24 protein-coding genes and 1 riboswitch are annotated in these 26,778 nt (G+C 70.4%); of the genes, 11 read left to right on the forward strand and 13 right to left on the reverse strand.

Annotated features, from left to right (window positions below; genetic code table 11):
* Nucleotides 1-25 precede the first annotated feature (25 nt).
* Entirely contained in the window at nt 26-1,315 is a 1,290-nt protein-coding gene (locus IF37_RS0111975; RefSeq protein ID WP_030740415.1) for a bifunctional cobalt-precorrin-7 (C(5))-methyltransferase/cobalt-precorrin-6B (C(15))-methyltransferase, read from the forward strand.
* Nucleotides 1,312-2,058 carry a precorrin-4 C(11)-methyltransferase gene (gene cobM / locus IF37_RS0111980; protein WP_030740418.1) on the forward strand — a complete coding sequence of 249 codons (747 nt, stop codon included), beginning with the start codon at nt 1,312-1,314 and terminating at the stop codon, nt 2,056-2,058. The genes IF37_RS0111975 and cobM overlap by 4 nt, the downstream gene beginning before the upstream one ends.
* A gap of 57 nt (nt 2,059-2,115) precedes the next feature.
* On the opposite strand, the gene IF37_RS41935 is transcribed toward cobM, so the two are convergent.
* Complete coding sequence (locus IF37_RS41935; RefSeq protein WP_079165690.1) at nt 2,116-2,664, reverse strand: GNAT family N-acetyltransferase; 549 nt, start codon at nt 2,662-2,664, stop codon at nt 2,116-2,118.
* Between the two features lie 79 nt (nt 2,665-2,743).
* Nucleotides 2,744-3,868 (reverse strand): cobalt-precorrin-5B (C(1))-methyltransferase, encoded by a 1,125-nt coding sequence (locus IF37_RS0111985; RefSeq protein WP_030740420.1) that lies wholly within the window; start codon nt 3,866-3,868, stop codon nt 2,744-2,746.
* Between the two features lie 46 nt (nt 3,869-3,914).
* Between IF37_RS0111985 and IF37_RS0111990 the strand changes: the two genes are divergently transcribed.
* Both IF37_RS0111990 and IF37_RS0111995 read left to right on the forward strand, forming a co-directional pair.
* The gene (locus IF37_RS0111990) at nt 3,915-4,682 is read left to right on the forward strand and encodes a cobalt-precorrin-6A reductase (protein WP_030740423.1); all 768 of its coding nucleotides are present in this window, start codon (nt 3,915-3,917) and stop codon (nt 4,680-4,682) included.
* Nucleotides 4,683-4,879: 197 nt separating this feature from the next.
* Nucleotides 4,880-5,962, forward strand: coding sequence for a HoxN/HupN/NixA family nickel/cobalt transporter (locus IF37_RS0111995; protein WP_037856312.1), 1,083 nt, complete (start codon nt 4,880-4,882; stop codon nt 5,960-5,962).
* A 47-nt stretch (nt 5,963-6,009) separates the two neighbouring features.
* Here IF37_RS0111995 and IF37_RS0112000 read toward each other — a convergent pair whose 3' ends face one another.
* From IF37_RS0112000 to IF37_RS0112010, 3 genes are read right to left on the reverse strand one after another with little or no spacing between them, the layout of a single operon-like run.
* Nucleotides 6,010-7,497, reverse strand: a complete 1,488-nt coding sequence (locus tag IF37_RS0112000; RefSeq protein WP_030740428.1) for a precorrin-2 C(20)-methyltransferase — start codon at nt 7,495-7,497, stop codon at nt 6,010-6,012.
* On the reverse strand, nt 7,494-8,135 hold the full coding sequence (locus IF37_RS0112005) for a precorrin-8X methylmutase (RefSeq protein ID WP_030740430.1): 642 nt from the start codon (nt 8,133-8,135) through the stop codon (nt 7,494-7,496). The genes IF37_RS0112000 and IF37_RS0112005 overlap by 4 nt, the downstream gene beginning before the upstream one ends.
* Nucleotides 8,128-9,408, reverse strand: coding sequence for a cobalamin biosynthesis protein CobG (locus tag IF37_RS0112010; protein ID WP_030740431.1), 1,281 nt, complete (start codon nt 9,406-9,408; stop codon nt 8,128-8,130). Before IF37_RS0112010 ends, IF37_RS0112005 begins: the two co-directional genes overlap by 8 nt.
* A 101-nt stretch (nt 9,409-9,509) precedes the next feature.
* A riboswitch (cobalamin riboswitch) is annotated at nt 9,510-9,585 on the forward strand.
* Nucleotides 9,586-9,636: 51 nt separating this feature from the next.
* On the opposite strand from IF37_RS0112010, the gene cobN reads away from it, so the two are divergent.
* On the forward strand, nt 9,637-13,260 hold the full coding sequence (cobN, locus tag IF37_RS0112015) for a cobaltochelatase subunit CobN (RefSeq protein ID WP_052845119.1): 3,624 nt from the start codon (nt 9,637-9,639) through the stop codon (nt 13,258-13,260).
* A gap of 166 nt (nt 13,261-13,426) precedes the next feature.
* Here the strand turns inward: cobN and IF37_RS39285 are convergent, their stop codons facing one another.
* Nucleotides 13,427-13,873, reverse strand: coding sequence for a Fur family transcriptional regulator (locus IF37_RS39285; RefSeq protein WP_037856325.1), 447 nt, complete (start codon nt 13,871-13,873; stop codon nt 13,427-13,429).
* A gap of 176 nt (nt 13,874-14,049) precedes the next feature.
* Between IF37_RS39285 and IF37_RS0112025 the strand changes: the two genes are divergently transcribed.
* Nucleotides 14,050-14,697, forward strand: coding sequence for a superoxide dismutase (locus tag IF37_RS0112025; protein ID WP_030740446.1), 648 nt, complete (start codon nt 14,050-14,052; stop codon nt 14,695-14,697).
* A 291-nt stretch (nt 14,698-14,988) separates the two neighbouring features.
* Here the strand turns inward: IF37_RS0112025 and IF37_RS0112030 are convergent, their stop codons facing one another.
* A complete protein-coding gene (locus IF37_RS0112030) occupies nt 14,989-15,552 on the reverse strand; it encodes a peptide deformylase (RefSeq protein WP_030740449.1) in 564 nt (187 codons plus the stop codon).
* On the reverse strand, nt 15,545-16,531 hold the full coding sequence (locus tag IF37_RS0112035; RefSeq protein ID WP_030740452.1) for a helix-turn-helix transcriptional regulator: 987 nt from the start codon (nt 16,529-16,531) through the stop codon (nt 15,545-15,547). The genes IF37_RS0112030 and IF37_RS0112035 overlap by 8 nt, the downstream gene beginning before the upstream one ends.
* Before the next feature lie 148 nt (nt 16,532-16,679).
* Here IF37_RS0112035 and IF37_RS0112040 point away from each other — a divergent pair, with 148 nt between their 5' ends.
* Genes IF37_RS0112040 through IF37_RS0112060 form a run of 5 tightly spaced genes read left to right on the forward strand, consistent with a single transcriptional unit; the run spans nt 16,680 to nt 21,202 of the window.
* The gene (locus IF37_RS0112040; RefSeq protein ID WP_030740454.1) at nt 16,680-17,840 is read left to right on the forward strand and encodes a glycosyltransferase; all 1,161 of its coding nucleotides are present in this window, start codon (nt 16,680-16,682) and stop codon (nt 17,838-17,840) included.
* A complete protein-coding gene (locus IF37_RS0112045; protein WP_030740458.1) occupies nt 17,837-18,541 on the forward strand; it encodes a hypothetical protein in 705 nt (234 codons plus the stop codon). Before IF37_RS0112040 ends, IF37_RS0112045 begins: the two co-directional genes overlap by 4 nt.
* Entirely contained in the window at nt 18,538-19,773 is a 1,236-nt protein-coding gene (locus IF37_RS0112050; protein ID WP_030740459.1) for a glycosyltransferase, read from the forward strand. The genes IF37_RS0112045 and IF37_RS0112050 overlap by 4 nt, the downstream gene beginning before the upstream one ends.
* On the forward strand, nt 19,767-20,633 hold the full coding sequence (locus IF37_RS0112055; RefSeq protein ID WP_030740461.1) for a glycosyltransferase family 2 protein: 867 nt from the start codon (nt 19,767-19,769) through the stop codon (nt 20,631-20,633). The genes IF37_RS0112050 and IF37_RS0112055 overlap by 7 nt, the downstream gene beginning before the upstream one ends.
* Nucleotides 20,634-20,683: 50 nt before the next feature.
* Nucleotides 20,684-21,202 (forward strand): ATP-binding protein, encoded by a 519-nt coding sequence (locus IF37_RS0112060; protein ID WP_030740467.1) that lies wholly within the window; start codon nt 20,684-20,686, stop codon nt 21,200-21,202.
* Between the two features lie 108 nt (nt 21,203-21,310).
* Here the strand turns inward: IF37_RS0112060 and IF37_RS0112065 are convergent, their stop codons facing one another.
* From IF37_RS0112065 to IF37_RS41940, 5 genes are all read right to left on the reverse strand, one after another.
* Entirely contained in the window at nt 21,311-23,008 is a 1,698-nt protein-coding gene (locus IF37_RS0112065) for a mobilization protein (protein WP_079165691.1), read from the reverse strand.
* The gene (gene mobC / locus IF37_RS0112070; protein ID WP_079165692.1) at nt 23,008-23,649 is read right to left on the reverse strand and encodes a plasmid mobilization relaxosome protein MobC; all 642 of its coding nucleotides are present in this window, start codon (nt 23,647-23,649) and stop codon (nt 23,008-23,010) included. Before mobC ends, IF37_RS0112065 begins: the two co-directional genes overlap by 1 nt.
* Before the next feature lie 131 nt (nt 23,650-23,780).
* Nucleotides 23,781-24,638, reverse strand: a complete 858-nt coding sequence (locus IF37_RS0112075) for a DUF2637 domain-containing protein (RefSeq protein WP_030740477.1) — start codon at nt 24,636-24,638, stop codon at nt 23,781-23,783.
* A gap of 218 nt (nt 24,639-24,856) precedes the next feature.
* On the reverse strand, nt 24,857-26,116 hold the full coding sequence (locus IF37_RS0112080) for a DUF3631 domain-containing protein (RefSeq protein WP_037856316.1): 1,260 nt from the start codon (nt 26,114-26,116) through the stop codon (nt 24,857-24,859).
* A gap of 138 nt (nt 26,117-26,254) precedes the next feature.
* A complete protein-coding gene (locus IF37_RS41940) occupies nt 26,255-26,497 on the reverse strand; it encodes an AlpA family transcriptional regulator (protein WP_030740482.1) in 243 nt (80 codons plus the stop codon).
* Nucleotides 26,498-26,778 lie beyond the last annotated feature (281 nt).

The raw sequence follows: 26,778 nt of genomic DNA on the forward strand, positions 1-26,778 counted from the left end.
CCTTTGACGAACGAGGTAGCAGGTAGTGAGCCCCGCGCATCCCGACGCTGATCGCCCCGATCCTGTACCGCCGGCCGCGTCCGTGGTCGGGATCGGGGCCGATGGGTGGGGCGGACTGCCCGAGACTTCGCGAGGCGTGCTCATCGATGCAGAGGTGCTCATCGGAGGCACCCGGCACCTCGCACTGCTGCCCGCCGAGTGCCAGGGTGAGCGGGTTCCTTGGCCCTCGCCGCTGCGGCCTGCGGTCCGTGGCCTCCTCGCTGCCCACGCCGGTCGCCGCGTCGCGGTCCTGGCCAGCGGCGATCCCCTGTTCTACGGCATCGGGCGGACCCTCATCGAGGAGCTGGGCGCCGGCGCGGTGCAGGTGCTGCCGCACCCCTCCTCCGTCTCCTATGCCTGCGCACGCCTCGGATGGCCCTTGGAAGACACCGAGGTCGTCACCCTCGTCGGCCGCCCGGGCGCGCGGCTCGCCGCCGCGCTCCACCACGGGCGCCGGCTCCTCGTCCTCAGCGCCGACGCGACCACGCCCGGCGAGGTCGCCGCCCTGCTGCGCGACCGAGGTTTCGGGCCGAGTCGGATGCGGGTGCTGGAACAGCTCGGCGGGGAGAAGGAACGTACGACGGCCGAGGGCACCGCCGACGACTGGCCGCACCCGCCCGGGGATCCCCTCAACATCGTCGCCGTCGAGGTCCGCCGCGCACCGGACACCGATCGACCCCGGCTCGGCGCCGTTCCAGGGCTGCCGGATGCCGCGTACGAGCACGACGGGCAGCTCACCAAACGTCACGTCCGAGCCGCCACGCTGGGCGTGCTCGCGCCCGCGCCGGGCGAACTGCTGTGGGACATCGGCGGGGGATCGGGGTCGATCGCGATCGAGTGGATGCGCACGCACCCGTCCTGCCGGGCAGTCACCGTCGAGCGGGACCCGGTGCGTGCGGAGCGGATCGCGCGAAACGCCGAGCGACTGGGCGTGCCCGGGCTCCGCGTCGTCACTGGTGCGGCACCTGACGTGCTGGCCGAACTCCCGCTGCCTAATGCAGTGTTCATCGGCGGCGGACTCACCGCGCCCGGTCTGCTCGATGCCTGCTGGGCCGCGCTGCCGGTCGGCGGCCGGCTGGTCGCCAACACCGTGACGCTGGAGTCCGAGGCACTGCTCACCGACGCCTACCGGCGATACGGCGGTGAGCTGGTGAAGCTCGCCGTGGCCCACGCCGTGCCCGTGGGTGGGTTCACCGGGTGGCGGCAGGCGATGCCGGTGACCCAGTGGGCCGTGGAGAAGACCCTCAACCCCCCTCTTCCAGGAGTGGACAGATGACCGTGTACTTCATCGGCGCCGGCCCCGGTGCCGCCGACCTGATCACGGTGCGCGGTGCCCGCACCCTCGCCGCCTGCCAGGTCTGCCTCTACGCGGGCAGCCTCGTCCCGCGCGAGCTGCTGGCCGAATGCCCTACGGACGCCCGTCTGGTGGACACCGCTCAGCTCAACCTGGACGAGATCACGGCCGAGTTGGTCCGGGCGCATCGGGAAGGTCATGACGTGGCACGGCTGCACTCGGGCGATCCCTCGGTGTTCAGCGCGGTCGCCGAGCAGATGCGAAGGCTGGACGCGGCCGGTGTGCCGTACGAGGTGGTGCCGGGAGTGCCCGCCTTCGCCGCGGCGGCTGCTTCCTTGAAGCGGGAGCTGACTGTGCCGACGGTCGGCCAGACCGTGATCCTGACCCGCGTGGCCAACCGCGCCACCGCGATGCCCGAGGGCGAGGATCTGGCCACCCTTGGCCGCAGCGGGGCGCTGATCGTGCTGCACCTGGCCGCCAAGTACGTGGACCGCGTGGTCGAGGAGCTGCTGCCGCACTACGGCGCCGACTGCCCCGCCGCCGTGGTCGCCTATGCCTCGCGCCCCGACGAGCTGATCCTGCGCGGCACCCTCGACGACATCGCCGCACAGGTGAAGGCCGCCGGTGTCCTGCGCACCGCCGTGATCATGGTGGGCCGCACGCTGGGCGCCGAGCAGTTTCGCGACAGCCACCTGTACTCACCGGAGCGCGAGCGGCACGCCTGAGATGCCTGGCCCGCAAGGCGTGCGGTGAGCTGATCCAGGCGACGCGCCCGGATGTCCTCAGGACCGGCCGGGGGGTGGCGCGTCGGTTGCCAGCCGTGCATGGAGTTCGACGTCGTAGCGGACACCGTCGTACTCCAGCTTCTGGCGTTGGATTCCTTCCGTGAGGAACCCAGCAGCCCTGGCCACACGGCAAGAGGCCGGGTTGTTGACCCGGTGGCCCAACTCCAGGCGGAAGAGCCCGGCTTCCTCAAAGGCCCAGCGACTCAGTGTGCGACAGGCGAGTGAGGCGACGCCTTGGCCCCGGGCCGCTGCTGTCGTCCAGTACGACACCCATCCCGTCCCGTGGCGACGGTCTGTCGCACTGACGGCGACATGACCCAGCACGGTGTCCGCGAGGTCGACTACCGCAAAGGCGAAACCTGATCCGCAGGCCCACTCCTCGTCCTTGGCGGCAAGCCACCGTTCCACCGCCGACACGGATGACATCGCCTCAGGGGCCTGCCAAGCCATCAAAGGATCGGCGAACGCCGTCAACACGGAGTGGACGTCTCTCGGTGACCACCGCCGCAACCAGAGGTCCGATGACGCTTGCAGACGATCACGCATTCCCTGAGTTTTTCGCACGGGCAGGTCGCCGGCGAGCTGTTTTCCCTGACGGCTGAAGGCGGCTGGTCTCCCCGTGGTCTCAGCGGACTGTGCTGCGCCCCACGATCGCCCCCGCCCGGTCGATGCAGATCACGTCGACCGCGACGGGAGCGCCCCGCAGCACGGACAGGGCCTCGTCACGGGCGGCGACCGCCACCAGGTCACCGAGCGGGACCCCGGCCGCCGTGCACGACTGGAGTGCGGCCAGGCCGGTGTTGGCGTTCGCGACCTCGGAGGCCAGGGACTCGTCAGCACCGCCCCGGCGGGCGAGCTCGGCGAGGAAGCCCTTGTCGACCTGGGAGCGGGCGGAGTGCAGGTCCAGGTGGCCGGCCGCCAGTTTCGACAGCTTGGCGAAGCCGCCGCAGATAGTGAGGCGGTCGACGGGATGCCGACGGACGTACTTCAGGACCGCGCCCGCGAAGTCGCCCATGTCGAGCAGGGCGTCCTCCGGCAGGCCGTACGCGGCCACGACGGTCTTCTCCGAGGTGGAGCCCGTACAGCCCGCCACGTGCGTACGGCCTGCCGCCCGCGCCACGTCCACGCCCCGGCGGATGGAGTCGATCCATGCCGAGCACGAGTACGGCACGACGATGCCGGTCGTGCCCAGGATGGACAGGCCGCCGACGATGCCGAGGCGTGGGTTCCAGGTGGAGCGGGCGATCTCCTCGCCGTTGTCGACGGAGACCGTGATCTCCACGTCGCCGCCGTCGCCGTGCTGCCGGGCGACGGCGGCGACGTGGTCGCGCATCATCTGCCGGGGGACGGGGTTGACGGCCGGTTCGCCGACCGGGAGCGGCAGTCCGGGGCGGGTGATGGTGCCGACGCCGGGCCCGGCCTTGAAGACCACGCCCGAGCCTGCGGGCAGTCGTCGCACGGTGGCCCTTACCAGCGCGCCGTGCGTGACGTCGGGGTCGTCGCCCGCGTCCTTGACGATGCCCGCCATGGCGGAGGAGCCGGTCAGCTCCTCGGCGGCGAGCGCGAACGCCGGGGTCTGTCCCTTGGGCAGGGTGATCGTCACCGGGTCGGGAAAGTCGCCGGTCAGCAGCGCGGTGTACGCGGCGGTGGCCGCGCCGGTCGCGCAGGCGCCGGTGGTCCAGCCGGGGCGCAGGCCGGTGTGCTTGAGTTGGGCGCTACGGCCGCCCTTCGCCTCGGTGCTGCTGCTCATGCCTCACTACTCGTAACGCAACGTTGATGAACGGGACGGAATCGTCGTGCACGTGCTGATCCTCGGAGGGACCACCGAGGCCCGCCGCCTGGCCGAGATGCTGGCCGCCGAAGCACCGGATCTGAAGGTGACGAACTCCCTGGCGGGGCGGGTGGCTGCCCCCAGGCTGCCACCGGGCGAGGTGCGGATCGGCGGTTTCGGCGGTGCCGAGGGCTTGGCCGAGTGGCTGGGCGCGCACGACGTGGACGTACTCATCGACGCCACCCACCCCTTCGCCGGAACGATCAGCTTCAACGCGGCCACGGCCGCCGCCATGGCCCATGTTCCCCTGCTCGCGCTGCGCCGCCCCGGCTGGGTCCCCGGCCAGGGGGACGTCTGGCACGAGACCGGTTCGCTGGAGGAGGCCGCCGGGCTGCTGCCCACGCTCGGGCGGCGTGTGTTCCTGACCACCGGACGCATGGGCCTGGCCGCCTTCGCGCACTTGGAGGACCTGTGGTTCCTCGTACGGTCCGTGGACGCACCCGAGCCTCCGCATCCGGCCCGCATGGAGGTCCTGCTCGACCGTGGCCCCTTCACCCTGGACGGGGAGCGTGAGGTGCTGCTCCGCCATGGCATCGATGTGGTCGTGACCAAGGACAGCGGGGGAGCGGCCACCGCGCCGAAGCTCACGGCCGCCCGCGAGGCGGGGCTGCCGGTGGTGGTGGTCCGTCGTCCACCGGTCCCCGAAGGCGTGCCATCAGTGGCCGATTCGCGCCAGGCGGCCGACTGGATCAGCGACCGCCTTGAGCAGGGGACTTTTCGCGCTGCTGACTGAACCCTTATCCCAGCTTTACTGCGGGCATCTTGTTGTTGCGACCTATTGGCAGAAACCTGGAAGGCGCGGCTGAAAACAGCCGCTCGCCGAGCAGTAAGGCCCGCGTCTTCATGACCACCGCTCCTGATTCCGCTTCTCCCCGCCCTGCCACCCCAGGCACCGGCCGCGGTATCTCGTGGCACCGCATACGCACGTCGATGACCCGCAAGGAATGGGCCAGTGTAGGCGGGATGGCCGCCTTCATCCTGGCGCTGCACGTCATCGGCTGGTTCACGCTGGTCGCAATCGTCGCTCCCGAGCACTACAGCCTGGGCACCAAGACCTTCGGCATCGGTATCGGCATCACCGCGTACACCCTGGGCATGCGGCACGCCTTCGACGCCGACCACATCGCCGCCATCGACAACACCACCCGGAAGCTGATGAACGAGGGACAGCGCCCGCTGTCGGTCGGCTTCTGGTTCTCCCTCGGTCACTCCTCCATCGTCTTCGCGCTGGCCTTCCTGCTTTCCCTCGGCGTCAAGTCGCTGGCGGGACCGGTCGAGAACGACAACTCCGAGCTGCACAGCATCACCGGCTGGATCGGTACGACCGTCTCCGGGACCTTCCTCTACGTCATCGCGATCATCAACCTGGTGATCATGGTCGGGATCTGGAAGGTCTTCCGGCAGATGCGCACCGGCCACTTCGACGAGGCGGCGCTGGAGGAGCAGCTCAACAACCGCGGCTTCATGAACCGGCTCCTCGGCCGCGTCATGAAGTCGATCACCAAGCCGTGGCAGATGTACCCGCTGGGCCTGCTCTTCGGCCTCGGCTTCGACACGGCGACCGAGATCGCCCTCCTCGTCCTCGCCGGCTCGGGCGCCGCCTCCGGCCTGCCCTGGTACGCGATCCTGTGCCTGCCGATCCTCTTCGCGGCCGGCATGTCCCTGCTGGACACCATCGACGGTTCGTTCATGAACTTCGCCTACGGCTGGGCGTTCTCCAAGCCGGTCCGCAAGGTCTACTACAACCTCACCATCACCGGTCTGTCCGTGGCCGTCGCCCTGATCATCGGCACAGTCGAACTCCTCGGTCTCATCGCTGAGAAGGCCGACCTGCACGGCGTCTTCTGGGACTGGGTCTCCGGGCTCGACCTCAACATCATCGGCTACGTCATCGTCGGCCTGTTCTTCGCCACCTGGGCCGTGGCCCTGCTGGTGTGGAAGGTCGGCCGTATCGAGGAGAAGTGGACGGCGGGCCTGGCCCAGCCGGCCCCGGCGGAGCAGACCGCCGAGTAGGAGCACTCGCGGCGCCGCCCCGCATGGGAGCGGCGCCGCACCCGCACTCACGCCTCCGGGTAGCGGCGGGGCGTCCAGACGACCTCCTCGCCGTTCCCTCGCCGCACCACCTGTGTCTGGGAGGAGCCGACCAGCAGGATCGTGCGCATGTCCACCTCGGCCGGATCAAGGTTGGCCAACCGCACGATCCGTATGCGCTCACCGGAGCCGCCCACGTCCCGCGCGACCACCACCGGAGTGTCCGGCGCCCGGTGCTCCAGCAGCAGCTCCCTGGCCTTGCCCACCTGCCAGGTACGGCTGCGCGAGCCCGGGTTGTACAGCGCCAGCACCAGATCCGCCGAGGCCGCCGCGCGCAGCCGGTCCGCGATGACGTCCCACGGCTTGAGCCGGTCGGAGAGGGAGATGGTCGCGTAGTCGTGACCGAGGGGCGCGCCGGCCCTCGCCGCGGCGGCGTTGGCGGCGGTCACCCCGGGCAGCACCCGCACCCGCACGTCCCGGTACTCCTCCTGCGAGGCGACCTCCAAGACGGCAGTGGCCATCGCGAAGATCCCCGGATCGCCCCCGGAGACCACCGCCACCCGCCGCCCCCGCTGGGCGAGCTGTAGGGCGAACTCGGCGCGCTCGGCCTCGACGCGATTGTCGGAGCCGTGGCGGCGCTGACCCGGTCGCACGGGCACGCGGTCCAGGTAGGTCGTATAGCCGACCAGGTCGTCTGCGGCGGCCAGCGCGCCCCGTGACTCGGGGGTCAGCCACAGCGGCCCGGCCGGGCCGGTGCCGACGACCACGACCTCACCCCACTCGCGTGCCGACGGCTCGGTGTCGACCTGGCTGGGCAGCACGGCGACCGAGAAGTACGGCACCGACTCCGCCTCGACGTCTGCCAGTTCGGCGAGCCGCTCTCCGGACATGGTGGCTCGTTCGACGTACCTCGCCTCGCCCAGCCGACCCGAACTTTCCAGCACCCGTCGCACCTTGGGGAAGGTCCGGCCCAGCTTCATGACCACTGCGGCGTCCGTCGAGGTGAGGCGAGCCGCCAGCTCCTCCTCGGGCAGCGTGCCCGGCAGGATCGTCAGCACCTCCTCGCCCTCCGCCAACGGGGCACCCAGCCGGGCCGCCGCAGCGCTCACGGACGTCACGCCCGGGATCACCTCGGTGTCGTACCGGTCGGCGAGCCGCTTGTGCATGTGCATGTAGGAGCCGTAGAAGAGCGGGTCGCCCTCGGCGAGGACGGCGACCGTACGGCCGGCGTCGAGATGCGCGGCGAGCCGCGTCGACGCCTCGGCGTAGAAGTCCTCCATCGCGCCCTTGTAGCCGCCCGGGTGGTCGGTGGTCTCCGTGGTGACCGGGTAGACCAGCGGCTCCTCGATGTGGCTTTCGCGGATGTGCTTGGCCGCGATGGACCGCGCGATCGACCGACCGTGCCGGGCACTGTGGTACGCGATCACGTCCGCCTCGGCGATGACCTCCACCGCGCGCACGGTCATCAGCGAAGGGTCTCCGGGGCCGAGCCCCACCCCGTACAGCTTGCCGCTCACTCTTCCTCGCTCGCGATCGCGTTGAGGGCTGCCGCCGCGATGGCGCTGCCGCCCCGGCGGCCACGGACCACCAAGTGCTCAAGGCCGGAGGGGTGTTCCGCGAGAGCATCCTTGGACTCGGCGGCACCCACAAAGCCCACGGGTACGCCGATGACGGCGGCCGGGCGGGGCGCGCCCTCCTCGATCATTTCCAGGAGGCGGAAGAGCGCGGTGGGCGCGTTGCCGACGGCGACGACCGCGCCCTCCAGACGATCCCGCCACAGCTCCAGCGCGGCGGCGCTGCGTGTGGTGCCCAGCTTCGCCGCCAGCTCCGGTACGGCCGGGTCGGAGAGCGTACAGATCACGTCGTTGCCGGCCGGCAGCCGTTTGCGGGTCACGCCGCTGGCCACCATCTGCACGTCGCAGAAGATGGGTGCCCCGGCGCGCAGGGCCTCGCGGGCCCGGGCCACGACGGCGGGCGTGTAGGCCAGGTCCCGCACGAGGTCGACCATTCCGCAGGCGTGGATCATCCGGACCGCGACCTGGCTGACGTCGGCGGGCAGGCCCGCGAGGTCCGCCTCGGCGCGGATGGTGGCAAAGGACTGGCGGTAGATGGCCGCGCCGTCCTTCTCGTACTCGAACACCGTGCTCCTAGTCATCCGTGTCGTCCGTGCGGGCCGCCGCCAGGGCGGCGGTGAGCTGCGAAGGGTCGTCGATCGTGGTGGCGGCGCCTGTGTGTCCGTCTCGTACGACGGAGATCCGGTAGCCGGTCTCGGTGGCGACGACGTCGACGTGGTCGCCACGTGGTCTGCCGCAGCGCCGCTCGCAGCCGGAGAAGTAGGCGGGGAGCCCGCCGCCCGCGTCGAGTGCCGCCGCTGCGTCCGCGCGGACGTCCGTGCGCGACTTGGCGCAGCCGGGCCGTCCGATGCAGGCGCCGACGCCCAGCCACCGGGATGCGGGATGAGTGATCAGGCCGGCGTCGGCGAGGTCGGCGAGCCGATCGGCGGAGACCTCGGGAAGGACCACTCCACGCCAGGGTGTCAGGCGCAGTTCGGACGACGCGGCAGCTGACAACTCCTGCCACTGGACTGCGGAAATGCGGCCGAGTGGGGCGAGGAGGGACAGGCTGGTACCACCGTCGGGATGCGCGATGATCCCCGGACGCGGCGGTGAGCCGACGGGCCACGACGGTGCTACCACGGCGCGGGCCCGTTTGAGTCGTCGCACGACTTCGCGGATCAAATGCTCTGCGCCTTCGGTCAGTTCGGCCACTCGCCACACCCGCCCCCGACCCGCCTGAAGGAAGGCTTCTGCGGCAAGGAGAGCTGCTGCGGGCGCGTCCTCCGCACCCACGCGTACGAGGTGGTCGCAGGCCCCGATGCGCAGAGCCGCGTCTCCGTCCGGCGTCGCCTGCACCGTCACATCGGCGTCGAGGCGGGCGACATCCCCCCGCCCGTCGTCGAGGGCGAAGAGGAACCGTCCGGACAGCCCGGCCGCCGTCTCGCTGGCGCAGATCAGATCGTCCAACGCCCGCAGCCACGGCCGTACGTCGGCGTGCCCTCGTCCGTCGAGCCCGGACAGCGGTGAGGCGACGATGTTGCGGACCCGCTCGTGCCGGTGGGACGGCAGCAGACCGGCCTCACCCAGCCGGTCCGCCAACTCCCCACCGCAGCCGGCGTCGAGACCTCGCAGCTGCACATTGCCCCGCGAGGTCAGATGCAGGTCTCCGTCCCCCAACTCGCGCGCCGCCAATCCGAGCGCCACAGCCTGATCGACCCGCAGCACGCCCCCTGGGATGCGCACGCGAGCCAGCGCGCCGTCATCCGCCGCATGCAGGCGCAGTGCACCCGGACAGGCGTCACCACGGTCCCGTGAGACCGCTGTGGTCTGCGGAGACGGAGGTACGGGAGCTGTGGACATGGCGGCGAGCATACCGACGATCAGACCAAACGTATGCCCCGCACTGTCCCAGTGCCCCTTACTATGCTGCTCGGTGGATCACCCGGTCCACCACCGCCAAGACGGCGACAGGGGAGGAAGCCCGGTGCGACTCCGGCGCGGTCCCGCCACTGTGAGCCCGCCCTTCGGGGCAGGGCGAGCCAGGAACTCCCGCCGTCCAACACCGCCCGGGGCGCGGACCCCGAGGAAGGCCGACGCCGCATGCTGCATTCTTCCGGGGGGCGACCCTCGTACCCCCGCATCCTGCTCCTGTCGACGTCCGACACCGACCTGCTCAGCGCCCGCGCGGCGGGCGGCCCGGTCGCCTATCGCTTCGCCAACCCGGCCCGCCTGACGCTCGACGACCTCCCGGCCCTCCTCGACGGCGTGGACCTGATCGTCGTCCGTCTCCTGGGCGGGCTGCGCGCCTGGCAGGACGGGCTCGACCTGCTGCTGGCCGACGGCCGCCCCGTCATCGTCCTCACCGGCGAACAGGCCCCGGACGCCCAGCTGATGGCGTCCTCCACGGTCCCCGTGGGCATCGCTGCCGAGGCGCATGCCTACCTTGCCCACGGCGGTCCCGCCAACCTGGAACAACTCGGCCGGTTCCTGTCGGACACGGTCCTGCTCACCGGCCATGGCTTCGAGGCGCCGGCACCGGCGCCGACCTGGGGCCCGCTGGAGCGCCGGTCCCAGCCTGCCGCCGGCCCGACCGTCGCCGTGCTCTACTACCGCGCCCACCACATGAGCGGCAACACCGCCTTCGTGCACGCCCTGTGCGACGCCGTCGAGGAAGCCGGCGGACGACCCCTTCCCCTGTACGTCGCCTCCCTCCGCGCCCCTGAGCCCGAACTGATCGAGGAACTCCGGGCCGCCGACGCGATCGTCACGACCGTGCTGGCGGCCGGCGGCACCAAGCCCGCCGAGGCGTTGGCCGGCGGGGACGACGAGTCCTGGGACGCGGGCGCGCTCACCGCGCTGGACGTCCCCATCCTCCAAGCCCTCTGCCTGACCGGCTCGCGCACCGCGTGGGAGGAGAACGACGAAGGAGTCTCCCCTCTCGACGCGGCCAGCCAGATCGCCGTCCCCGAATTCGACGGCCGCCTGATCACCGTGCCGTTCTCCTTCAAGGAGATCGACGCCGACGGCCTCCCGGCGTACGTCGCCGATCCGGAGCGAGCGGCCCGGGTCGCCGGAATCGCCGTACGCCACGCCCGCCTGCGGCACATCCCGGCCGCAGACAAGCGCTTGGCGCTCGTGCTGTCGGCGTACCCGACCAAGCACTCCCGGATCGGCAACGCGGTCGGCCTGGACACCCCCGCCAGCGCGATCGCCCTGCTGCGGCGTCTTCGTGAGGAGGGCTACGACTTCGGCTCCGGAGACGTCCCCGGGCTCGCCTCCGGCGACGGCGACGAGCTGATCCGCGCGCTCATCGAAGCCGGTGGACACGACCAGGACTGGCTCACCGAGGACCAGCTGGCCCGTAACCCGATCCGCATCCCTGCCGCCGACTACCGCCGCTGGTTCGCCACGCTCCCGAAGGAGCTGCGCACGGCGGTGGAGGAGCACTGGGGCCCGGCGCCCGGCGAGATGTTCGTCGACCACAGCCGCAACAAGGAGGGCGACATCGTCCTCGCGGCCCTGCGCTTCGGCAACCTGCTCATCCTCATCCAGCCCCCGCGCGGCTTCGGCGAGAACCCCATCGCCATCTACCACGACCCGGATCTCCCGCCCTCCCACCACTACCTGGCCGCCTACCGCTGGATCGCCACCTCTCAGTCGGACGGCGGCTTCGGCGCCGACGCGATGATCCACCTCGGCAAGCACGGCAACCTGGAATGGCTGCCCGGCAAGAACGCCGGCCTCTCCGCCGCCTGCGGCCCCGACGCCGCCCTCGGCGACCTACCCCTGATCTACCCGTTCCTGGTCAACGACCCCGGCGAGGGCACCCAGGCCAAGCGCCGCGTCCACGCCACCCTCGTCGACCACCTCGTCCCGCCCATGGCCCGCGCCGACTCCTACGGCGACATCGCCCGCCTGGAACAACTCCTGGACGAGTACGCCCAGATCTCCGCCATGGACCCGGCGAAGCTCCCGGCCATCCGCGCCCAGATCTGGACCCTCATCCAGGCCGCCCGCCTCGACCACGATCTCGGCCTAGACGACCGGCCCGACGACGATGGCTTCGACGACTTCCTCCTCCACGTCGACGGCTGGCTGTGCGAGGTCAAGGACGCCCAGATCCGCGACGGCCTCCACGTCCTCGGCACCCCGCCCACCGGCGCCGACCGCGTCAACCTCGTCCTCGCCATCCTCCGCGCCCGCCAGATCTGGGGCGGCACCACGGCCCTCCCCGGCCTGCGCGAAGCCCTCGGCCTGGACGAGTCCACCGCGACCCGCACCACGGCCGACGCCGCCGAGGAACAGGCCCGCGCTCTGGTGCAGGCGATGGAGGACGCCGACTGGGACCCGGCCGCTGTACCCACCGAGCACGGCGAACGGGTCGCCGCCATCCTTCAGTTCGCGGCCCGCGAGGTCGTCCCACGTCTGGCAGCCACCACGGCTGAACTCGACCACACCGTGCATGCGCTGGCCGGCGGCTTCGTCCCCGCAGGGCCGTCGGGTTCGCCCTTGCGCGGTCTGGTGAACGTCCTGCCGACCGGCCGGAACTTCTACTCCGTCGACCCCAAGGCCGTACCGTCCCGCCTGGCCTGGGAGACCGGCCAGGCCCTCGCCGAGTCATTGCTGGAGCGTTACCGCACGGACAACGGCGACTGGCCCACATCCGTCGGCCTCTCCCTCTGGGGCACCAGCGCCATGCGCACCGCCGGCGACGACGTGGCCGAGGCCCTCGCCCTGCTCGGCATCCGCCCGGTCTGGGACGACGCCTCCCGCCGCGTGACCGGCGTGGAGCCCATCCCGTACGAGGAGCTGGGCCGCCCCCGCATCGACGTCACCCTGCGCATCTCCGGCTTCTTCCGCGACGCCTTCCCGCACACCATCGGCCTCCTGGACGACGCCGTACGCCTGGCAGCCTCCCTGGACGAGCCCGCCGAGATGAACCACGTCCGGGCTCACGTCCAGGCCGACCTGGCCGCGCACGGCGACGAGCGCCGGGCCACCACCCGCATCTTCGGCTCCCGCCCGGGGACGTACGGAGCCGGCCTGCTCCAGCTCATCGACTCCCGCGACTGGCGCACCGACGCCGACCTCGCCGAGGTGTACACCGTCTGGGGCGGCTACGCCTACGGCCGCGCACTCGACGGCCGCCCGGCCCGCGAGGACATGGAGACGGCGTACAAGCGCATCGCCGTCGCGGCGAAGAACACCGACACCCGCGAGCACGACATCGCCGATTCCGACGACTACTTCCAGTACCACGGCGGCATGGTCGCCACCGTCCGCGCCCTGCGCGGCACGGCTCCCGAGGCGTACATCGGCGACTCCACCCGCCCGGAAACGGTCCGTACCCGCACCCTCGTGGAGGAGACCTCACGTGTCTTCCGCGCCCGTGTGGTCAACCCGAAGTGGATCGAGGCGATGCGCCGCCACGGCTACAAGGGCGCCTTCGAACTCGCCGCCACCGTGGACTACCTGTTCGGCTACGACGCCACGACCGGCGTGGTCGCCGACTGGATGTACGACAAGCTCACCGAAACCTACGTTCTGGACCCGACGAACCGGGAGTTCCTCCAGCAGGCGAACCCCTGGGCGCTGCACGGCATCGCCGAGAGGCTGTTGGAGGCAGAGTCGCGGGGAATGTGGGCGAAGCCCGACCCGGAGGTACTGGCCGAGCTGCGGCAGGTCTACCTGGAGACCGAGGGCGACCTTGAGGGCGACGGGTGACGCACCCGCTTATTGCGAGTAGTTCGCAATAAGCACTAGATTCGGGGAAGGTCGGCTGGCTGGGAGTGCTGAAGCGGTACTCCCGGCGTCGGCAGGGTGCGGGGCGTCATGCCTTTGACAGCGTCCGTTTCGACGGCGGCCTCCCGCACCCGTGACCGGAACTGACTTACTCGCTGCAGCGGGCGCATCGGCCGTAGAGCAGCAGCGAGCCCGACGTGCCGGCGCGCAGACCGGTCAGCTCCGTGATCCGCTCCATGGCCTCCCTCACGTGATCGATCGCCAGATCCCTCACTCGCCCGCACTCCTCGCACACTGTGTGGTGATGTGGCTCCGAACTGACGCCGTACCGCTTGAGCCCCGGGCCGTGGACGGCATGCGCCAGACCCACCTCCGTCAGGGTTTCCAAAGTCCGGTAGACGGTCGCCTGATCGAACGGCAGGCCCAGTTGTCGCAGTTCGGCGCACACTTCCGCAGAGGAGAGATGCTCGCCGGACGCGCACAGCAACCTCAGGGTGCACAGTCGGCTGGGGGTGCGGCGCAGGCCGTGGTGCCGCAGCAGCGCCGAGAGCTCCGGCACCGTCGCCGCGTCATCGTGAGCCGACGGCGGGGTCATGGTCACCTGCCTGCCTTTCCTGCCGCCATCGAGGAGCCCGGGTCGCGGACTGCCGTCACCTGACCGGCGCGACATGGGGGATGAAGTCCTAGGTCCAACGCCTGATCGCAAGGTACCGTTCTTGCTGTTAGCGTGCAGCTGCATAGACCTCGCAATAACGTCGGAGGACGTTGGACATGGCGCTTTACACGCTCCCTGAGCTTCCGTACGACTACTCGGCGCTCGCCCCGGTCATCAGCCCGGAGATCATCGAGCTGCACCACGACAAGCACCACGCGGCGTACGTGAAGGGTGCGAACGACACCCTGGAGCAGCTGGCCGAGGCGCGGGACAAGGAGTCGTGGGGCTCGATCAACGGCCTGGAGAAGAACCTGGCCTTTCACCTCTCCGGCCACATCCTGCATTCGATCTACTGGCAGAACATGACCGGCCCGAAGGACGGCGGCGGCGAGCCCCTCGCCCAGGACGGCGTCGGTGACCTGGCCGACGCCATCACGGAGTCCTTCGGCTCCTTCGCCGGCTTCAAGGCCCAGCTGTCCAAGGCCGCCGCCACCACGCAGGGTTCGGGGTGGGGTGTCCTCGCCTACGAGCCGCTGAGCGGGCGGCTGATCGTGGAGCAGGTCTACGACCACCAGGGCAACGTCGGCCAGGGATCCACGCCCATCCTGGTCTTCGACGCCTGGGAGCACGCCTTCTACCTGCAGTACAAGAACCAGAAGGTCGACTTCATCGAGGCCATGTGGCAGGTCGTCAACTGGCAGGACGTTGCCAAGCGCTACGCCGCCGCCAAGGAGCGCGGCGACAGCCTGCTCCTTCGCCCGTGACGGCGTAGAGCACCCGAACGTCCTGCCTCGTGATCGTCTTCTCACCCTTCACGTCGGCAGGCGGCACAACGGAAGGCTCCCCCGAGGAAGACCCTCGGGGGAGCCTTCCGGCATGTAACGCTACGCGTCCTACCTGAGGGATAGCTTGCGGAAGGCGTTGCGGACATCGGCCAGCGGGGCGCGGTCGCGGGTGTACCGGACGCCGGACGGCCTGGCTGGGACACCTGCCCGTGATCAGCTGAGGCAGGCCCTCATCGACGCGTTCTAGGCTCGCTGGCGAGCGGCAGAGACCTACTCGTACGCCCAGGCCCGGCCTGTCTGCCGATATTCCTCCACGGGGATGGGGCCGACCCCGGCTCGCATGCGCGCGGTGTACAGCAGGCCGTCGAGGTGGTCGATCTCGTGGTGGATGAGGCGGGCGAGCCCGCGCTCGTACACGGTGGTCGTGGTCTCGCCGGTCAGGGTGGTGGCCACCACCGTGATCTTCAGCGGGCGGGGGACAAGGCCGCGGACGTCGAAGAAGCTCAGGCAGCCCTCGTACTGCTCGTCCGTCTCCGCCGAATGCTCGGTGATCCGCGGGTTGAGAAGGATGACGGCCGGGGCGTCCTCAGGCGGAAGGACGACGGCCGCAGCGCGGGCGATGCCGATCTGCGGGGCGGCGATGCCCATGCCCTTGGCGAAGGGGTGGACCTGGCCGATGCGTTCGATCGCAGCGAACAGTTCGTCCACGATGCGTTCGGCCTCGTCGTGTTCGGCAGGCAGGTCGAAAGCGCGGGCCGGTTCGGTGAGGATGCCGGCGCCGTGCTGGACGACGCCGAGGTCTCGCATGCGCTGGCTGGGCCGCACCTCAATCACCTGAACTCCCTTGATCTGCTTCGCCTTCTGGCCGTGCTCGGAACCGCCATTCCAGACGGTACCGAGCGTGGAGGGCGGGTGTGGTCGTGATCCAGGTGAATTGCCGTAGCCCGGCATCGTCGCTGCGGACGGGTGGGGTACGCAGCGGGGAGGCTTCGGCGGTCATGGAGGTCTCCGTCCCCCACACGACGGGGTCGAGGTCGGCGGGGAAGGCGAGCTGGACTTCGAGTTGTTCGGTGGGCAGGCGGACGGCTCGCTGGAACCAGTTGCCCCACTTGTCGTCGCCGACGGTGTATGCGTACTCGATCCACACGCATTCGCCGGGGTAGAGCGGGAAGCGGCCGTGTTCGTTGTCGAACAGCAGCCAGACTTCCTTGAAGGCGTCGCGGTCGTGTTTGGCCTGCCAGCGCATCGTTTCGCCCCGGCAGGTGGCGGTGAGGGCGAGCTCGTCCCAGGTCAGCGGGTGGGCGCGGTAGTGGGCGTTGGAGCGCTCGGGGTCGCCGGGGTAGCGGTCGACGCTGATCCGGATCAGGTAGCGGGTCACCGGCTCGGTGCCGGTGTTTCTCAGCAGGCGGCGCATGGTGAGCCGGTAGCTGCGGCCGTCGTACTTCAGGCAGGCGGCGTCGTGTTCGACGATGAGGGCGGATCCGGTGGCATACGGCTGCTCGGGCCTGCGTGGAGCCGGCGGAGCCGATAGCGGACGCTTGGCACGCGCCTCACGGGTCTTGGCCTGCTCATAGTCGCCCCAGCGCCGCCAGATCGCCTTGCCGGCGTTCAGGGCCTCGTCGGCGAGACGGGCGAACTCCTCGGTGGGCTTGTGGCGGCCGGATTCCATGTGGCTGACATAGGACGGGTCGAAGCCCATGGCCTGCGCAAGCGCCCGCTTGGACATGCCGCGTACTTCCCGCCATCGCGCAAGTTCGGCCGCGAAGTTCTCGGCTGCCTGCTCGACGGTGATCTCCTCGTCCTGCGTGTCCATCGAAACCCCGCCCCGTGTCATCGTCAGTGACCATGAATGAACCGTGAGCGATCCCAGTTCATCATCCCGTCACGGGCCACGTCGCCGATTTCCTTCCCTCACCGACCCGGATCGACCTGTCCGGGCAGACGAGGGAGGCGACGCTGACATGCGCGTGCTGTACCTGCTGAACATCTCCAACCCCGACCGGCTGTCGGCGGATTCCGGGTGGATCTTCGCGGACCTGCTCGCCCCCGCGATGGCGGACGCGGGGGCACAGGTGACCGTGGCCGCCCCGGCTCCGGCCGGCGACGACCGATGCGGCTTCCACCAGACGAAGGTGCCGGGGACGAAGTACCGGGCCCGGTTCTCGGCGGACATCGACGAGCTGGTGGCGCTGATCCGGACCGAGCGGCCGGATGTGGTGGTGGCCAACCAGATCGAGGAGGCCCCGGCCGTCCGCACCGCCTTGCTGGAGGCCCGGTCCGATGCCCTGCTGGCCGGTTACTGCCACTACCTGCCGTTCTCCTTCAACGGCGGCGGCCAGCTCTTGCTGGACCCGTCCCTGAACGACGCGGGACTGGGCCGGCCGGTGCTGCTGGCGTTCGCCGCCGGCCTGGCCGCCTGCGATCGGGTGCTGGTCCACTCCTCCACAGCCGCCTCCTGGGTCTCGGCCGCCGCGGCCCGGATGACCGTGGACCTGGGCGAGAAGCTGCGGGTGGTGCCCGCACCCCGGGACGAGCGCTTGGTCCGCGACCCGGCCACCGCCACGAACGCCTCCGGCACGGGTGGGGCGATCGGCATCTACAACCACCGCCTGTACGCGCACTACGGCACCGAGCGCTTCGTCGCCCTGGCCCGCGAGCTGGTGGCCTCCGCCTCCGTCCGGCTGCGGGTGATGGACCTGTTCGGCCAGCGCCGCACCGAACGCACCGGCCTGGACGACAGCCCCGAAAAGATGCGCGACCAACTCGCCGCGCTGCCACACGTCCAGGTCGTCTCCGACCGAGGCGACCGCGTCCGCTACAAGAGCCTGCTGGCCGGCGCCCGCTTCGGCATCGCCCCGTTCCGGCCCGGCTGCCCGTGGTCGATGAGCGTGATCGACTGCCAGGGCATGGGGCTGCCCGTGATCTCGCCCCGGCTGGGCTGGCTGGCCGAGCACATCGATCCCGAGCTGTGCTTCACCACGACCGAGGAGGCGGTGGCCCTGGCCGAGCGCCTTGTCACGGATGACGAGTTCTATACCGTGCACGCCAAGCGCGCGCACGCCTCGACCGCCGACTTCGCCCCTGCCCTGGTTGCCGCCCGCTACCTGGAGGCCGTCGCGTGAGCCCGTTCGACGCCGTCTTCCTGTCGTACGACGAGCCGATGGCCAACTCCCTCTACGCCCGACTGCAGCGCACGCTGGGCGGCACGGTCAAGCGCCTCCACGGCGTGCAAGGGATGCGCCGGGCCTACCGGCTGTGCGCCGAGGCCGTCGACTGCGAGCAGTTCTTCCTCGCCGACGGCGACTTCGCCATCGACAACGGCTTCGACGCCTCCGTCATCGAGCCGCTGGAGGAGGGGGTGTCCATGCGGGTATGGCAGGCGGTCAACCCGGTCAACGGCCTGTCATACGGCTACGGCGGACTGAAGCTCATTCGCCGCAGCGCCCTGCGGCACATGGGCGAGGCCGTGGACGTGCTGGCCGCCCTGCCCGGCAAGATCGAGTTCGCCCAGCAGCGAGCCGGGGTCACCAGGTTTAACCAGAGCCCCTTCCATGCCTGGAAGGCGGGCTTCCGCGAGTGCGCGATGCTCGCTCGCGGCAGCGAGTACGGCATGACGGACAACGACGCCCACCAGCGGGTTCAGGCATGGACGAGCAGCCGCGACGGCGAGTTCGCCGCCTATGCCGCCGCCGGGGCTCGCGAAGGCGTCGCCTTCGCCCGCGAGGCCGCCCGGGAGGCCAAGCAGTTCGACCACCTCAACGACCCCGCGTGGCTGCGTGAGCGGTTCACTAGCGCTCACGGTGACCAGGCGGTGTCCGGATGACCGGCCCGCTCATCCTTATCGAACCCCGTGCTGACCGGCTGGGCGGCCACTCACATCGCACGCTGGCGGCCCTTGCCCAGGCCAGACCCGGCAGCCTGGTCATCGCGCCGCTCGGCATCGCACCCGAGGCGGTCGCCGCCCTGCGCGAAACCGGCGCGCGGCTGGTCAACACGCCGGCCGGATGCCGGGCGGCCGTTCTGCTGGCCGCTGCCCGAGCGGTGGCCGGGCTGTCAGCGGTCGGACAGCGGATCTTCCGCTCTCGCCGCTGGCCCCTCGGCCTGCGGCGGCTGCCCCATCAGGGCACGCTGGTGGCTCGCTGTCTGATCGAGGCATCAGCGCTGCGCACTGCCCGTCGTCTTCAGCCCGCTGCCGACGCCGTAGTGATCCTTACGGCGAGCGAAGCCCTGCACGGAGCTGCCGCCCTGCTTGGCGGCCAGCCGCATCTGCGATTCGTCCACGAACAGGTCACCACCGAGGACACCGTCGTGCGATGGCTGGGCTGGCTCGCGCGTCGAGGCGAGCATCAAGTGATCGCACTGGCACCCACACAGTCTGTCGGCGACCAGCTCGCCGCATCCTTTCCCAACCTGCCCGCGATGGTGGCCGCCTTCGCGGTTGACGACGGACGCCGCCTGACCGATGCCGAACGCGACGGGGGCCGCGCTGCGTTCGACATCCCCACCGTCGACGCTGTGGTCTGCCTGGTCGGCGGCTGGTGGCCCTACAAGGACATCGACACCATCGACGCCGCTCTGACCCGGCTCAAGGAACCGCTCCACTTGATCGTCACCGGCGACCCCCTCGACGAGCGGGTCCTTCAGCGGTGGCGGGACCTGCCTGGTCTGCGGCTGCATGCGGTGCCCGGCCCCGTCACGGACAGCGTGCTGCGGCTCGTCTACGCCGCCGCCGACGCCGCTCTGGTCGTCCGACGCCCCGGCGTGACCAAGGAATCCGGGCTGGTGATGGACGCCGCCCGCCTCGGCGTCCCCCTGATCGTCTCCGACCATGACCCCTCCCTGACTGCCCGCCTGCACGGCCAGCCCTGGGCCCTGCCCTTCCCCACCAGCGACCCGGATGCCCTCGTCTGCGCCTTGCACAGCGTCGTCTGCCAGCCGCCCGAACCGCCCGGCCCCGACGCCCCCGCACTGCTGGGCATGCGCTCGGCCGCCGAGCAGGCCGAACTCCTCACCCGCACCTTCGCCTCTCTCTCCACGAAGGAGTCCCGATGCTGAGCACGCCTCCCGCCCTGATCTCCGTCATCGGACCGGTCGAGCCACCGCTGCTGGCCGTCTGGATCGGCCACTACCGCAGGCTGGGCATCGAACGGTTCCTGATCGCCTTCCACTTCCCCGAACACGTCCCCGACGTCCGCCGGCACGAGCTCCAGGCCGCAGCCCGAGAGGCCGGCGTCGTCCCCGCCCACACCAGCACCGGCCCCTGGCACGAGCAGACCAACGGCGAACTGCGGGACGCGTTGCGGCACCGGGCCGGACCGGGCTGGCACCTGCTCGCCGACGCCGACGAGTTCCACCAGTACCCCGGCCCCCTGCAGCAGGTGATCAGCCGCGCCGAAAGGACCGGCCACCGCGTGGTGGGCGGCCTGATGCTCGACCGGGTCACCGCGAGCGGACGCCTGACCGGCTGGCGCCCGGAAGGCGGACTCGACCACGCCTATCCCCTCGGCGGCCATCTCACCCACCGGCTCCTGCGCGCCGACCCACGCAAGATCGTCCTCGCCCGCCACGACGTCACCGTGGCCTCTGGCAACCACCGGGCTCCCGGCAATCGTCCCGATGCGGACCACCTGTGCGCGGTGCACCACTTCAAGTGGCGCGACGGCGTACGACAGGACATCGAACGCAGGGCCGCCCACTCCGCGGACGGCACCTGGCAGACCGCCTCCCCGGCCCGGCTCGCCGAGGCCCGCCGCCTGCTGTCCCACCTCGGTGAACACGGCGGCAACATCAATACCAGCGATCCACGGTTCGCCTTCCGCCGCGTGAGCCTGGCCCGGATGCCCGCCAACTGGCTCGCCGAGGCCCGGGGCATCGTCACCGCCTGGCGACCGTACGCCTACAGCGGCCAGGATTGACCCACAATGGGCCATGCTCGCGGACAGCACCACGCGGAAGGGATCTTTAAGTGCCCCTCGCCGTTCTCCTCGCCGGCCTGACCGGCTCCGGCAAGACCACCGTCGCCCAGGCCCTGGCGGCACGCGGCTTCACCCGGCTGTCCGTGGACGAAGAGGTGCACCGCCTCCACGGCCGCTACGGCGTGGACTACCCCGAGCACACCTATTTCGAGCGGGAACGCCCCGTCGTCCAGGCGATCCGGCAGAGGTTCGTCAAGGAGCTTCAGGCCGGCAACGACGTTGTACTGGACCACGGACTGTGGCGCCGTAGCGAGCGTGACGATTGGCGACAGGCCGCCCGCGAGGCGGGCGGCCATCCCCTTGTTGTCTACCTCCCTGCCGACCGCGATGAGCTGCTGCGTCGCCTGGCCGAACGCAACCAACGGCAAGACGCCAACGCTCTCACCGTCACCCCCGAAGCCCTCGACGACTTCTTTGACCGCTTCGACATCCCGGCCGAGGACGAGGAAGTGATCGTCTACACCGGCAGCATCGACCGCCTGCTGGACACACTCATCAGGCAACAGTAGAGCTGACGGTTTTCGGCTCGAGCGGTGCCTCGGGACTCGTAAGGCGACGCGGTCGTTCATGAGGCCACGGTCACGGCTGGCCCATCTGAGGAGTCGTGCAGGTGCTCATCACAGGTGCCGTTTCGGCTGATGCAGGTGGGCTGGCCGCGCTGCTGGAGAGGGTGCGGGCGGCTCCCGCGTGTCTGTCACCGTGTGGGTCCCGGCAGGTGGCGCTCCACCGCCGGGGACAGGGCGTCGGGTGAGGCGTTGGATGCGCCAGGTCAGGGTGCGGGCTGGGGACCGGGTGTCGTCAAGGGTTCGTTGCTCGACTGCCTGTTTCAGGAGTGTGGCTGGTTTGTGCCCAGCCGCTTGAGCGTCGGCGAGGGCTGTGGCCAGGGCCGCCCAGGCGTGGTCGTCGAGGACTTGCTCGGCGTGAGCAGCTACGGCCTCGCGCACCAAGGCAACGAACCGTTCGACGGTGGGGGTCGGGGGCTTGCGGTGGGCGAGGACGGCCAGCGGTACTGCGGCTGCCTGGTCGTAGGCGGACTGTAGGTGGACAAGGGCTTGGTGCGCGGCGATGACCTGTTGGTCGTGCTGGCGGAGCTGGTGCCATCGTCTGGCTGCGATGACCGCGAGGACGGCGGCGTCGAGGAACATGGCCAGCAGGGCTCCGTCGCGTGGTGACGGCTGTGTACGCATGGCTCGGACGGCTCCACGCAGGGCGCGGGCGTGGGCGTGTTCGGCCCGGACGCGGGAGCGGGTTGCGCGTTCGAAGGCGGCGGCTGCTTGGCGGAGGTGGGGGCGGATCTCCTTGGCAGCGAGGAGGGGCAGGGCGTCGAGAGCTTCGCCGAAGGCTGCGATGTGTGCCTGTGCTGCCGCGTCGTCGCCACCTTCCAGATGGGCGGGGATGTGTTCGACGGCAGCGGTCGCCTCGGCCCACGGCGCGGACCGCTGCCGCTTCGTAGCCTCGGTGGGTTGCTCGATGGCGGTCAGGCGTTTGTGGATCTGGGGGAAGGACAGGTCGGGGGCCAGGGAGGAGCCCGAGTACCAGATGGGCTCGTCGGCGGTGTTCCTGTCGTCTTCGACAGCCACCTTGTAGCCGCGGATGTCGCCGGAGGAGAATCGCTGGACCTTGACCAACACGCTGTCGGTGGCGTCGAGGATGTGAAGGAACTCCTCGGGGCTGGTGGCAACCGAGACTGCGGTGCGAACCGTGATCCGCAGGCGCTCCCGAGCGGTCATCTTGTGGCCGGCGCGGCGGGCCTTCTCCTGCTCGGCGCGGGTAGGGCGCTTGGCGGCGGTGCGGTCGCCGCGCACGACTTGGTGCAGGCCGTACTCCTTCTCTATGACTGCGAGTGCACGGTCGGCGGTGAGGTAGTCGTTCCAGTGGCGTGCAGTGCGCAGGTCGCCGCGGACCTTGGTGGCGGCGATGTGGATGTGGTCGGGTGCGTGGCGGACTGCGACCCAGCGGCAGCCGTCCGGGTCGTCTTGTGGCGCGATGCCGGTGGCCGCAACAACGCGGCGGGCGATGTCGGCCCACTCCTCGTCGCTGAGGTGGCGGTCGGTTGTGGCGGCGCGGATAGAGCAGTGCCACACGTGCCGCTCGGGCGCGCGACCCAGTCGGCGGGCTTGCTTCACGCGCAGGTCAAGGTCGGCCACCAGGAGCTTCTTTGTTGCGGCGAAGTCGTTGCTGCGGCCCGGGTCGGGGGCGAAGCCGTCCCAGGAAGCGACAAGGTGCGGATCGGTGTGGTCTTTGGCCTTCTTGGTGTCGAACAGGTAGCGGATCAGGCCGGCGGTGTCCTTACCGCTGCTGATCTTGGCGATCATCAGGCCGCTTTCTTTGCGACGGCCTGGTTCGCTGCCGCCGCGATCTCACCGACGGCGGCACGGACTGCCGTCAGACTGCGCTCGGCCTGTGACAGGGCAGCACCGTCCCCAGGATGTGGATGACCGCCGGAGTTGAGCTTGCGGGCGATCTGGTTGATGTTGTTGCCGAGCTTGGCGACCTGCTCGCGTAGAGCGGTCAGCTCGTCGATGTAGTCGTCGAGCGGAGTGCGCTGGCCGGGCAGGGTGAGGTCACCGTGGATGTGCGCCATGACGACGGCGCCGACGTAGTGGGCGCCGGCGATGTTCAGCGCCCGGGCCCTGGCGAGGATCGCAGCCTTCTCCTCGACGCTGTAGCGCACATCGACGCGCTCCTTGCGCTGGGTGTCCTTGCGCTTGCGGCGGCGGGCGATGCGGTGCAGGGCGGCGGCTTCAGCGGCGCGCCGCAGCACGGCGTTCCCTGCGCCGGCGTGCTGCTTCTCCTCGGGCACCCCCTGGTGCCCGAGGGCCTCCGCCACCCCCGGGGCGGAGGGGTCCCCGTTGGACCGGCCCTTGGACGGTCCAACGGCATACCTTGCTGGCTGGGTGACGGTGCTGGTCACCTCCTGCTGACTGGCCGGGAGCTCATTGCGGGGGTCGGGCATCGAGCGGTTCTCCATGTTGGTGTTGCGGGTGCGATGGCTACGCGATTCGATGTGCGCTCGTCCCCGCAGCGGGCAGCGCGGGGACGAGCCGAGAAGTTGAGGGCCCAGGGTGATAGGCCCGGCTGGGAGCCTTAGAGGGCGTTGGCGGGTTCCTTGTCGGGCTCGGCCGAGCGCTGACGAGCGGCCTGGTCGAGTTCGGTCTGCACCCGATCCTTGATCTGGGTCAGGCGGTCCTTGCCGATAGGGAAGCCGGCGTCTCGGATCGCCGCCTCGATGTTGCGGCGTGACGCACGGCCTCCGCGGCCCAGTGGTGCGCTGCGTGCGATGGTGAGGAGTTCGTCAAGGGTGCCGTCGCGCTCGTGGCCCTCTGCCGTGGCGAGCGGTTTCCGAGCCTGCGGCACATTGACGGCGTCCCGCAGCACGTCGCTGGGGTGACCGGCCACATCGGGCATCCCTGCGTGCTCCGGCAGACCGGCGTCGCCCTCGGATGGGGGATTCGGCTCGGTGCTGTCGGTGTGGTTGTGGCCGTGGCCGGGGGCGTTGTGGCTCTTTGTGGCGGCGGCCTCTTCAACGTGGCGTGCAGGGTGGCGGCGGATGACCAGGTCGAGGTGGACGGCTCCGGCCAGTGCCAGCGGGGCGATGGCTGACAGGGCGCCGACGGTGACGTCGTCCAGGTGGAACCCGGCCGTGTGGGCCTGCTGGTTGAGGCGGACGGCGTGTAGGGCGTTCGCCCAGATACTGGTGATCGTGGCGATGCCGACGAGTGCCCAGACATACAGCCGGGAGCGCCAGGGTGCGGTGCGCAGGATGAGCAGGGCGGCGACACCGATGGCGATGAACCCGTCGATCACCAGGGGGAAGGCGTACGTGAGGACTCCGCGGACGTGGATGGCGACGGCCATCTGCCGCAGAGCGTCGTAGGAGAGGGCGAAGCCGATCGTGCCGACCAGGGCGACCCCAAGGCGGATCGCTGCGGTCAGTACCGACACGGGGGCTTGGGCGGTGCGTGAAGGCAAGCGGGGTACTCCAGGCGGGGAGCGGGTGCCATGGGCACAGGGTGAGGCTGGTGGGAGGGCGTGCGCACTCGTCGCACTCGTCGCGTGCCTGGTGAGGCAGGTACGGAAGGTCGGCGTGATACGAGTGGACTCGTCACAGCCACGACACTCGTCGCGCGGCTGACCTGCGACGCGACGAGTGCGACGGGTCTTTACGGGTGCAGGCCCGGACCGGGGGTGGGGTTCTCGTCGCCGCCCTCGGGCGTCGGCTCCTCGGGGCAGTAGCGAGCCCAGGCGTCGGCGAAGCGGAGGCGGGCGAAGCCCTTGGCCTGCCGACCCCCTTCGAAGCGGTGAGTGGCGGCCCTGATGTCGAAGTCCTTCAGGAGAATGCCCAGGTGGCGCGCGCTCAGGCCAGCGGTGCCGTACTCCGCCCACGGCGCCTCCTGGTCCTTGAGGAGTTCGTCCAGCAGGTCCCGGGTGCGCATGATGTCGGGATCACCGCAGCGTGCGAAGGCGCGCCGGATGTCCTGCAGCAGGCGTGTCTTTAGGTTCGACTCGTCGTCCTTGCCTGCCTCGGCCGCGCACATGGCCGCACACGCGGTACGGGCCTGCTCGGGCCAGGTGCCGCCTGCCAGTTCCGCGACGATGACGAGCGGTTCCCAGGTGTCTGCCGCCCGGTCCTGCACCGGCATCGGCGGTACCAGGTCTGCTGCGGTGTCCATCAGGGGGCGCAGCCAGGCGGTCAGCCGGTCGCGCAGCTGATGCAGGGAGGGGATGTCGCGGCGGGAGCGGAACTGCTCCACCCGCTCACCGTCCTTGCGGCGCTGCATGCGGATCACCACCGCACGGTCCATGACCGTGTCCGGCAGGTCCCCGATGCCGGCGAGTGCGGCCATGGCGAAGGTGGGGAACGCCTGCGGCTTGTGCTCGGGGCCGGAGATGCGCAGGGCGGGCCGGTTGCGCTGGTGGCCGGCGTTGAGCAGGCCACGCAGCTCCTCGTTCTTCTCGGCGGCCTTGATGCTGCCGAAGATGGTGTCGGCCTCGTCCACCAGCAGGGTGGGCGGGTCGTCACCGATGGCGCGGAAGACGACCGCCGGGCTGGTGTTGACCGTGATCAGCGGCTCGCGCACGGTCTCTGTGATCACATCCAGCAGGCGGGACTTGCCGCACCGTTTCGCCGGTCCGACCACCGCGAGACGGGGCGCGTGCTGGAGGGCGGGCTGGATGTGCGTGGCCGCGACCCACAGCGTGACGGCGGTCAGCGCCTCGCTGCCGGGCAGGATCACGTACCGGGCGATGGCTTCCCGCAGCTCGTCCAGCAGGGCGGCGCCCTCTGCGGCATGGCGCGGCTTCTCATCCCCGGCGGGCGAAGTTTCGGGCGTTGTGGAGGCTGCCTGGCCGGGGACGGTGACAGGCGGCCAGGTGGGCTTCGGGGATGCGGTGGGGGTGGTTGAGGACGTAGGTTCGTCCACAGGCGTTCCTCCCTGGTGGGCCGGACGGGCAAGGCCCGGCCCATCGGATCGGTCATTCACGGGTGATGAGGCAGGGACTGGTGCGGCTCTCGGCGGTGGCTGGCCGAGAGCCGTTTCGCTGTCTCTGAAGGGGTGGCGTCAGACCGCGAGGTCGTACGTGGCCTGGGCGTTCAGCCAGGCGTCCACCTCGTGCCAGCGGTAGCGCAGGTGACGGCCGACCTTGTGCACGTTGGGGCCGATGCCCCGGTACTTCCACTGGTAGAGCGTCTTCACCGGCACCCCGAGGTACGCGGCGACCTCCGCGGGTGTGGCCAGCGGGCCGCGCTGGGCAGCCGTAGCGGTGGCAGGGGCGTTGGAGTTACGGGGAGAGGTCTTCGGCACAGGGCTCCTTTTCGGTCTTGAACAACGGCCTGGACAACACAGTCACACGCCCCAGGGGAAAGTCCAGAGTTGGCTCTGAAACTCTGTACTAATTCTCTCGGTGCGGCTGGGGGAGACAAAGAGTAAGGGTGGATCCCCGGTTGTCGAAATCGCTCTTGAGAACCTGAAATTTTCTGCGGCGGCGCGACCGGGCGGAGGGGTCGGAATCTGATACCTCCGCAGCTCAGAGACGGCGCATAGCAGTCACGAGTGATGCGACCAGCGTGCTGGGCACTGCGGTT

The organism is Streptomyces sp. NRRL S-31 (assembly GCF_000718775.1).
In the GTDB taxonomy this organism is placed as follows: domain Bacteria; phylum Actinomycetota; class Actinomycetes; order Streptomycetales; family Streptomycetaceae; genus Streptomyces.

Coding starts and splice junctions, on each gene's coding strand:
- IF37_RS0111995 (WP_037856312.1), top strand. CDS start 4,880: ATGACCCGCAAGGAATGGGCCAGTGTAGGCGGGATGGCCGCCTTCATC.
- IF37_RS0112010 (WP_030740431.1), bottom strand. CDS start 9,408: ATGCTCGCCGCCATGTCCACAGCTCCCGTACCTCCGTCTCCGCAGACC.
- cobM (WP_030740418.1), top strand. CDS start 1,312: ATGACCGTGTACTTCATCGGCGCCGGCCCCGGTGCCGCCGACCTGATC.
- cobN (WP_052845119.1), top strand. CDS start 9,637: ATGCTGCATTCTTCCGGGGGGCGACCCTCGTACCCCCGCATCCTGCTC.
- IF37_RS0111985 (WP_030740420.1), bottom strand. CDS start 3,868: ATGAGCAGCAGCACCGAGGCGAAGGGCGGCCGTAGCGCCCAACTCAAG.
- IF37_RS0112035 (WP_030740452.1), bottom strand. CDS start 16,531: ATGGACACGCAGGACGAGGAGATCACCGTCGAGCAGGCAGCCGAGAAC.
- mobC (WP_079165692.1), bottom strand. CDS start 23,649: ATGCCCGACCCCCGCAATGAGCTCCCGGCCAGTCAGCAGGAGGTGACC.
- IF37_RS41935 (WP_079165690.1), bottom strand. CDS start 2,664: ATGCGTGATCGTCTGCAAGCGTCATCGGACCTCTGGTTGCGGCGGTGG.
- IF37_RS0112005 (WP_030740430.1), bottom strand. CDS start 8,135: ATGACTAGGAGCACGGTGTTCGAGTACGAGAAGGACGGCGCGGCCATC.
- IF37_RS0112055 (WP_030740461.1), top strand. CDS start 19,767: ATGCTGAGCACGCCTCCCGCCCTGATCTCCGTCATCGGACCGGTCGAG.
- IF37_RS0112065 (WP_079165691.1), bottom strand. CDS start 23,008: ATGATCGCCAAGATCAGCAGCGGTAAGGACACCGCCGGCCTGATCCGC.
- IF37_RS0112025 (WP_030740446.1), top strand. CDS start 14,050: ATGGCGCTTTACACGCTCCCTGAGCTTCCGTACGACTACTCGGCGCTC.
- IF37_RS0112040 (WP_030740454.1), top strand. CDS start 16,680: ATGCGCGTGCTGTACCTGCTGAACATCTCCAACCCCGACCGGCTGTCG.
- IF37_RS39285 (WP_037856325.1), bottom strand. CDS start 13,873: ATGACCCCGCCGTCGGCTCACGATGACGCGGCGACGGTGCCGGAGCTC.
- IF37_RS0112050 (WP_030740459.1), top strand. CDS start 18,538: ATGACCGGCCCGCTCATCCTTATCGAACCCCGTGCTGACCGGCTGGGC.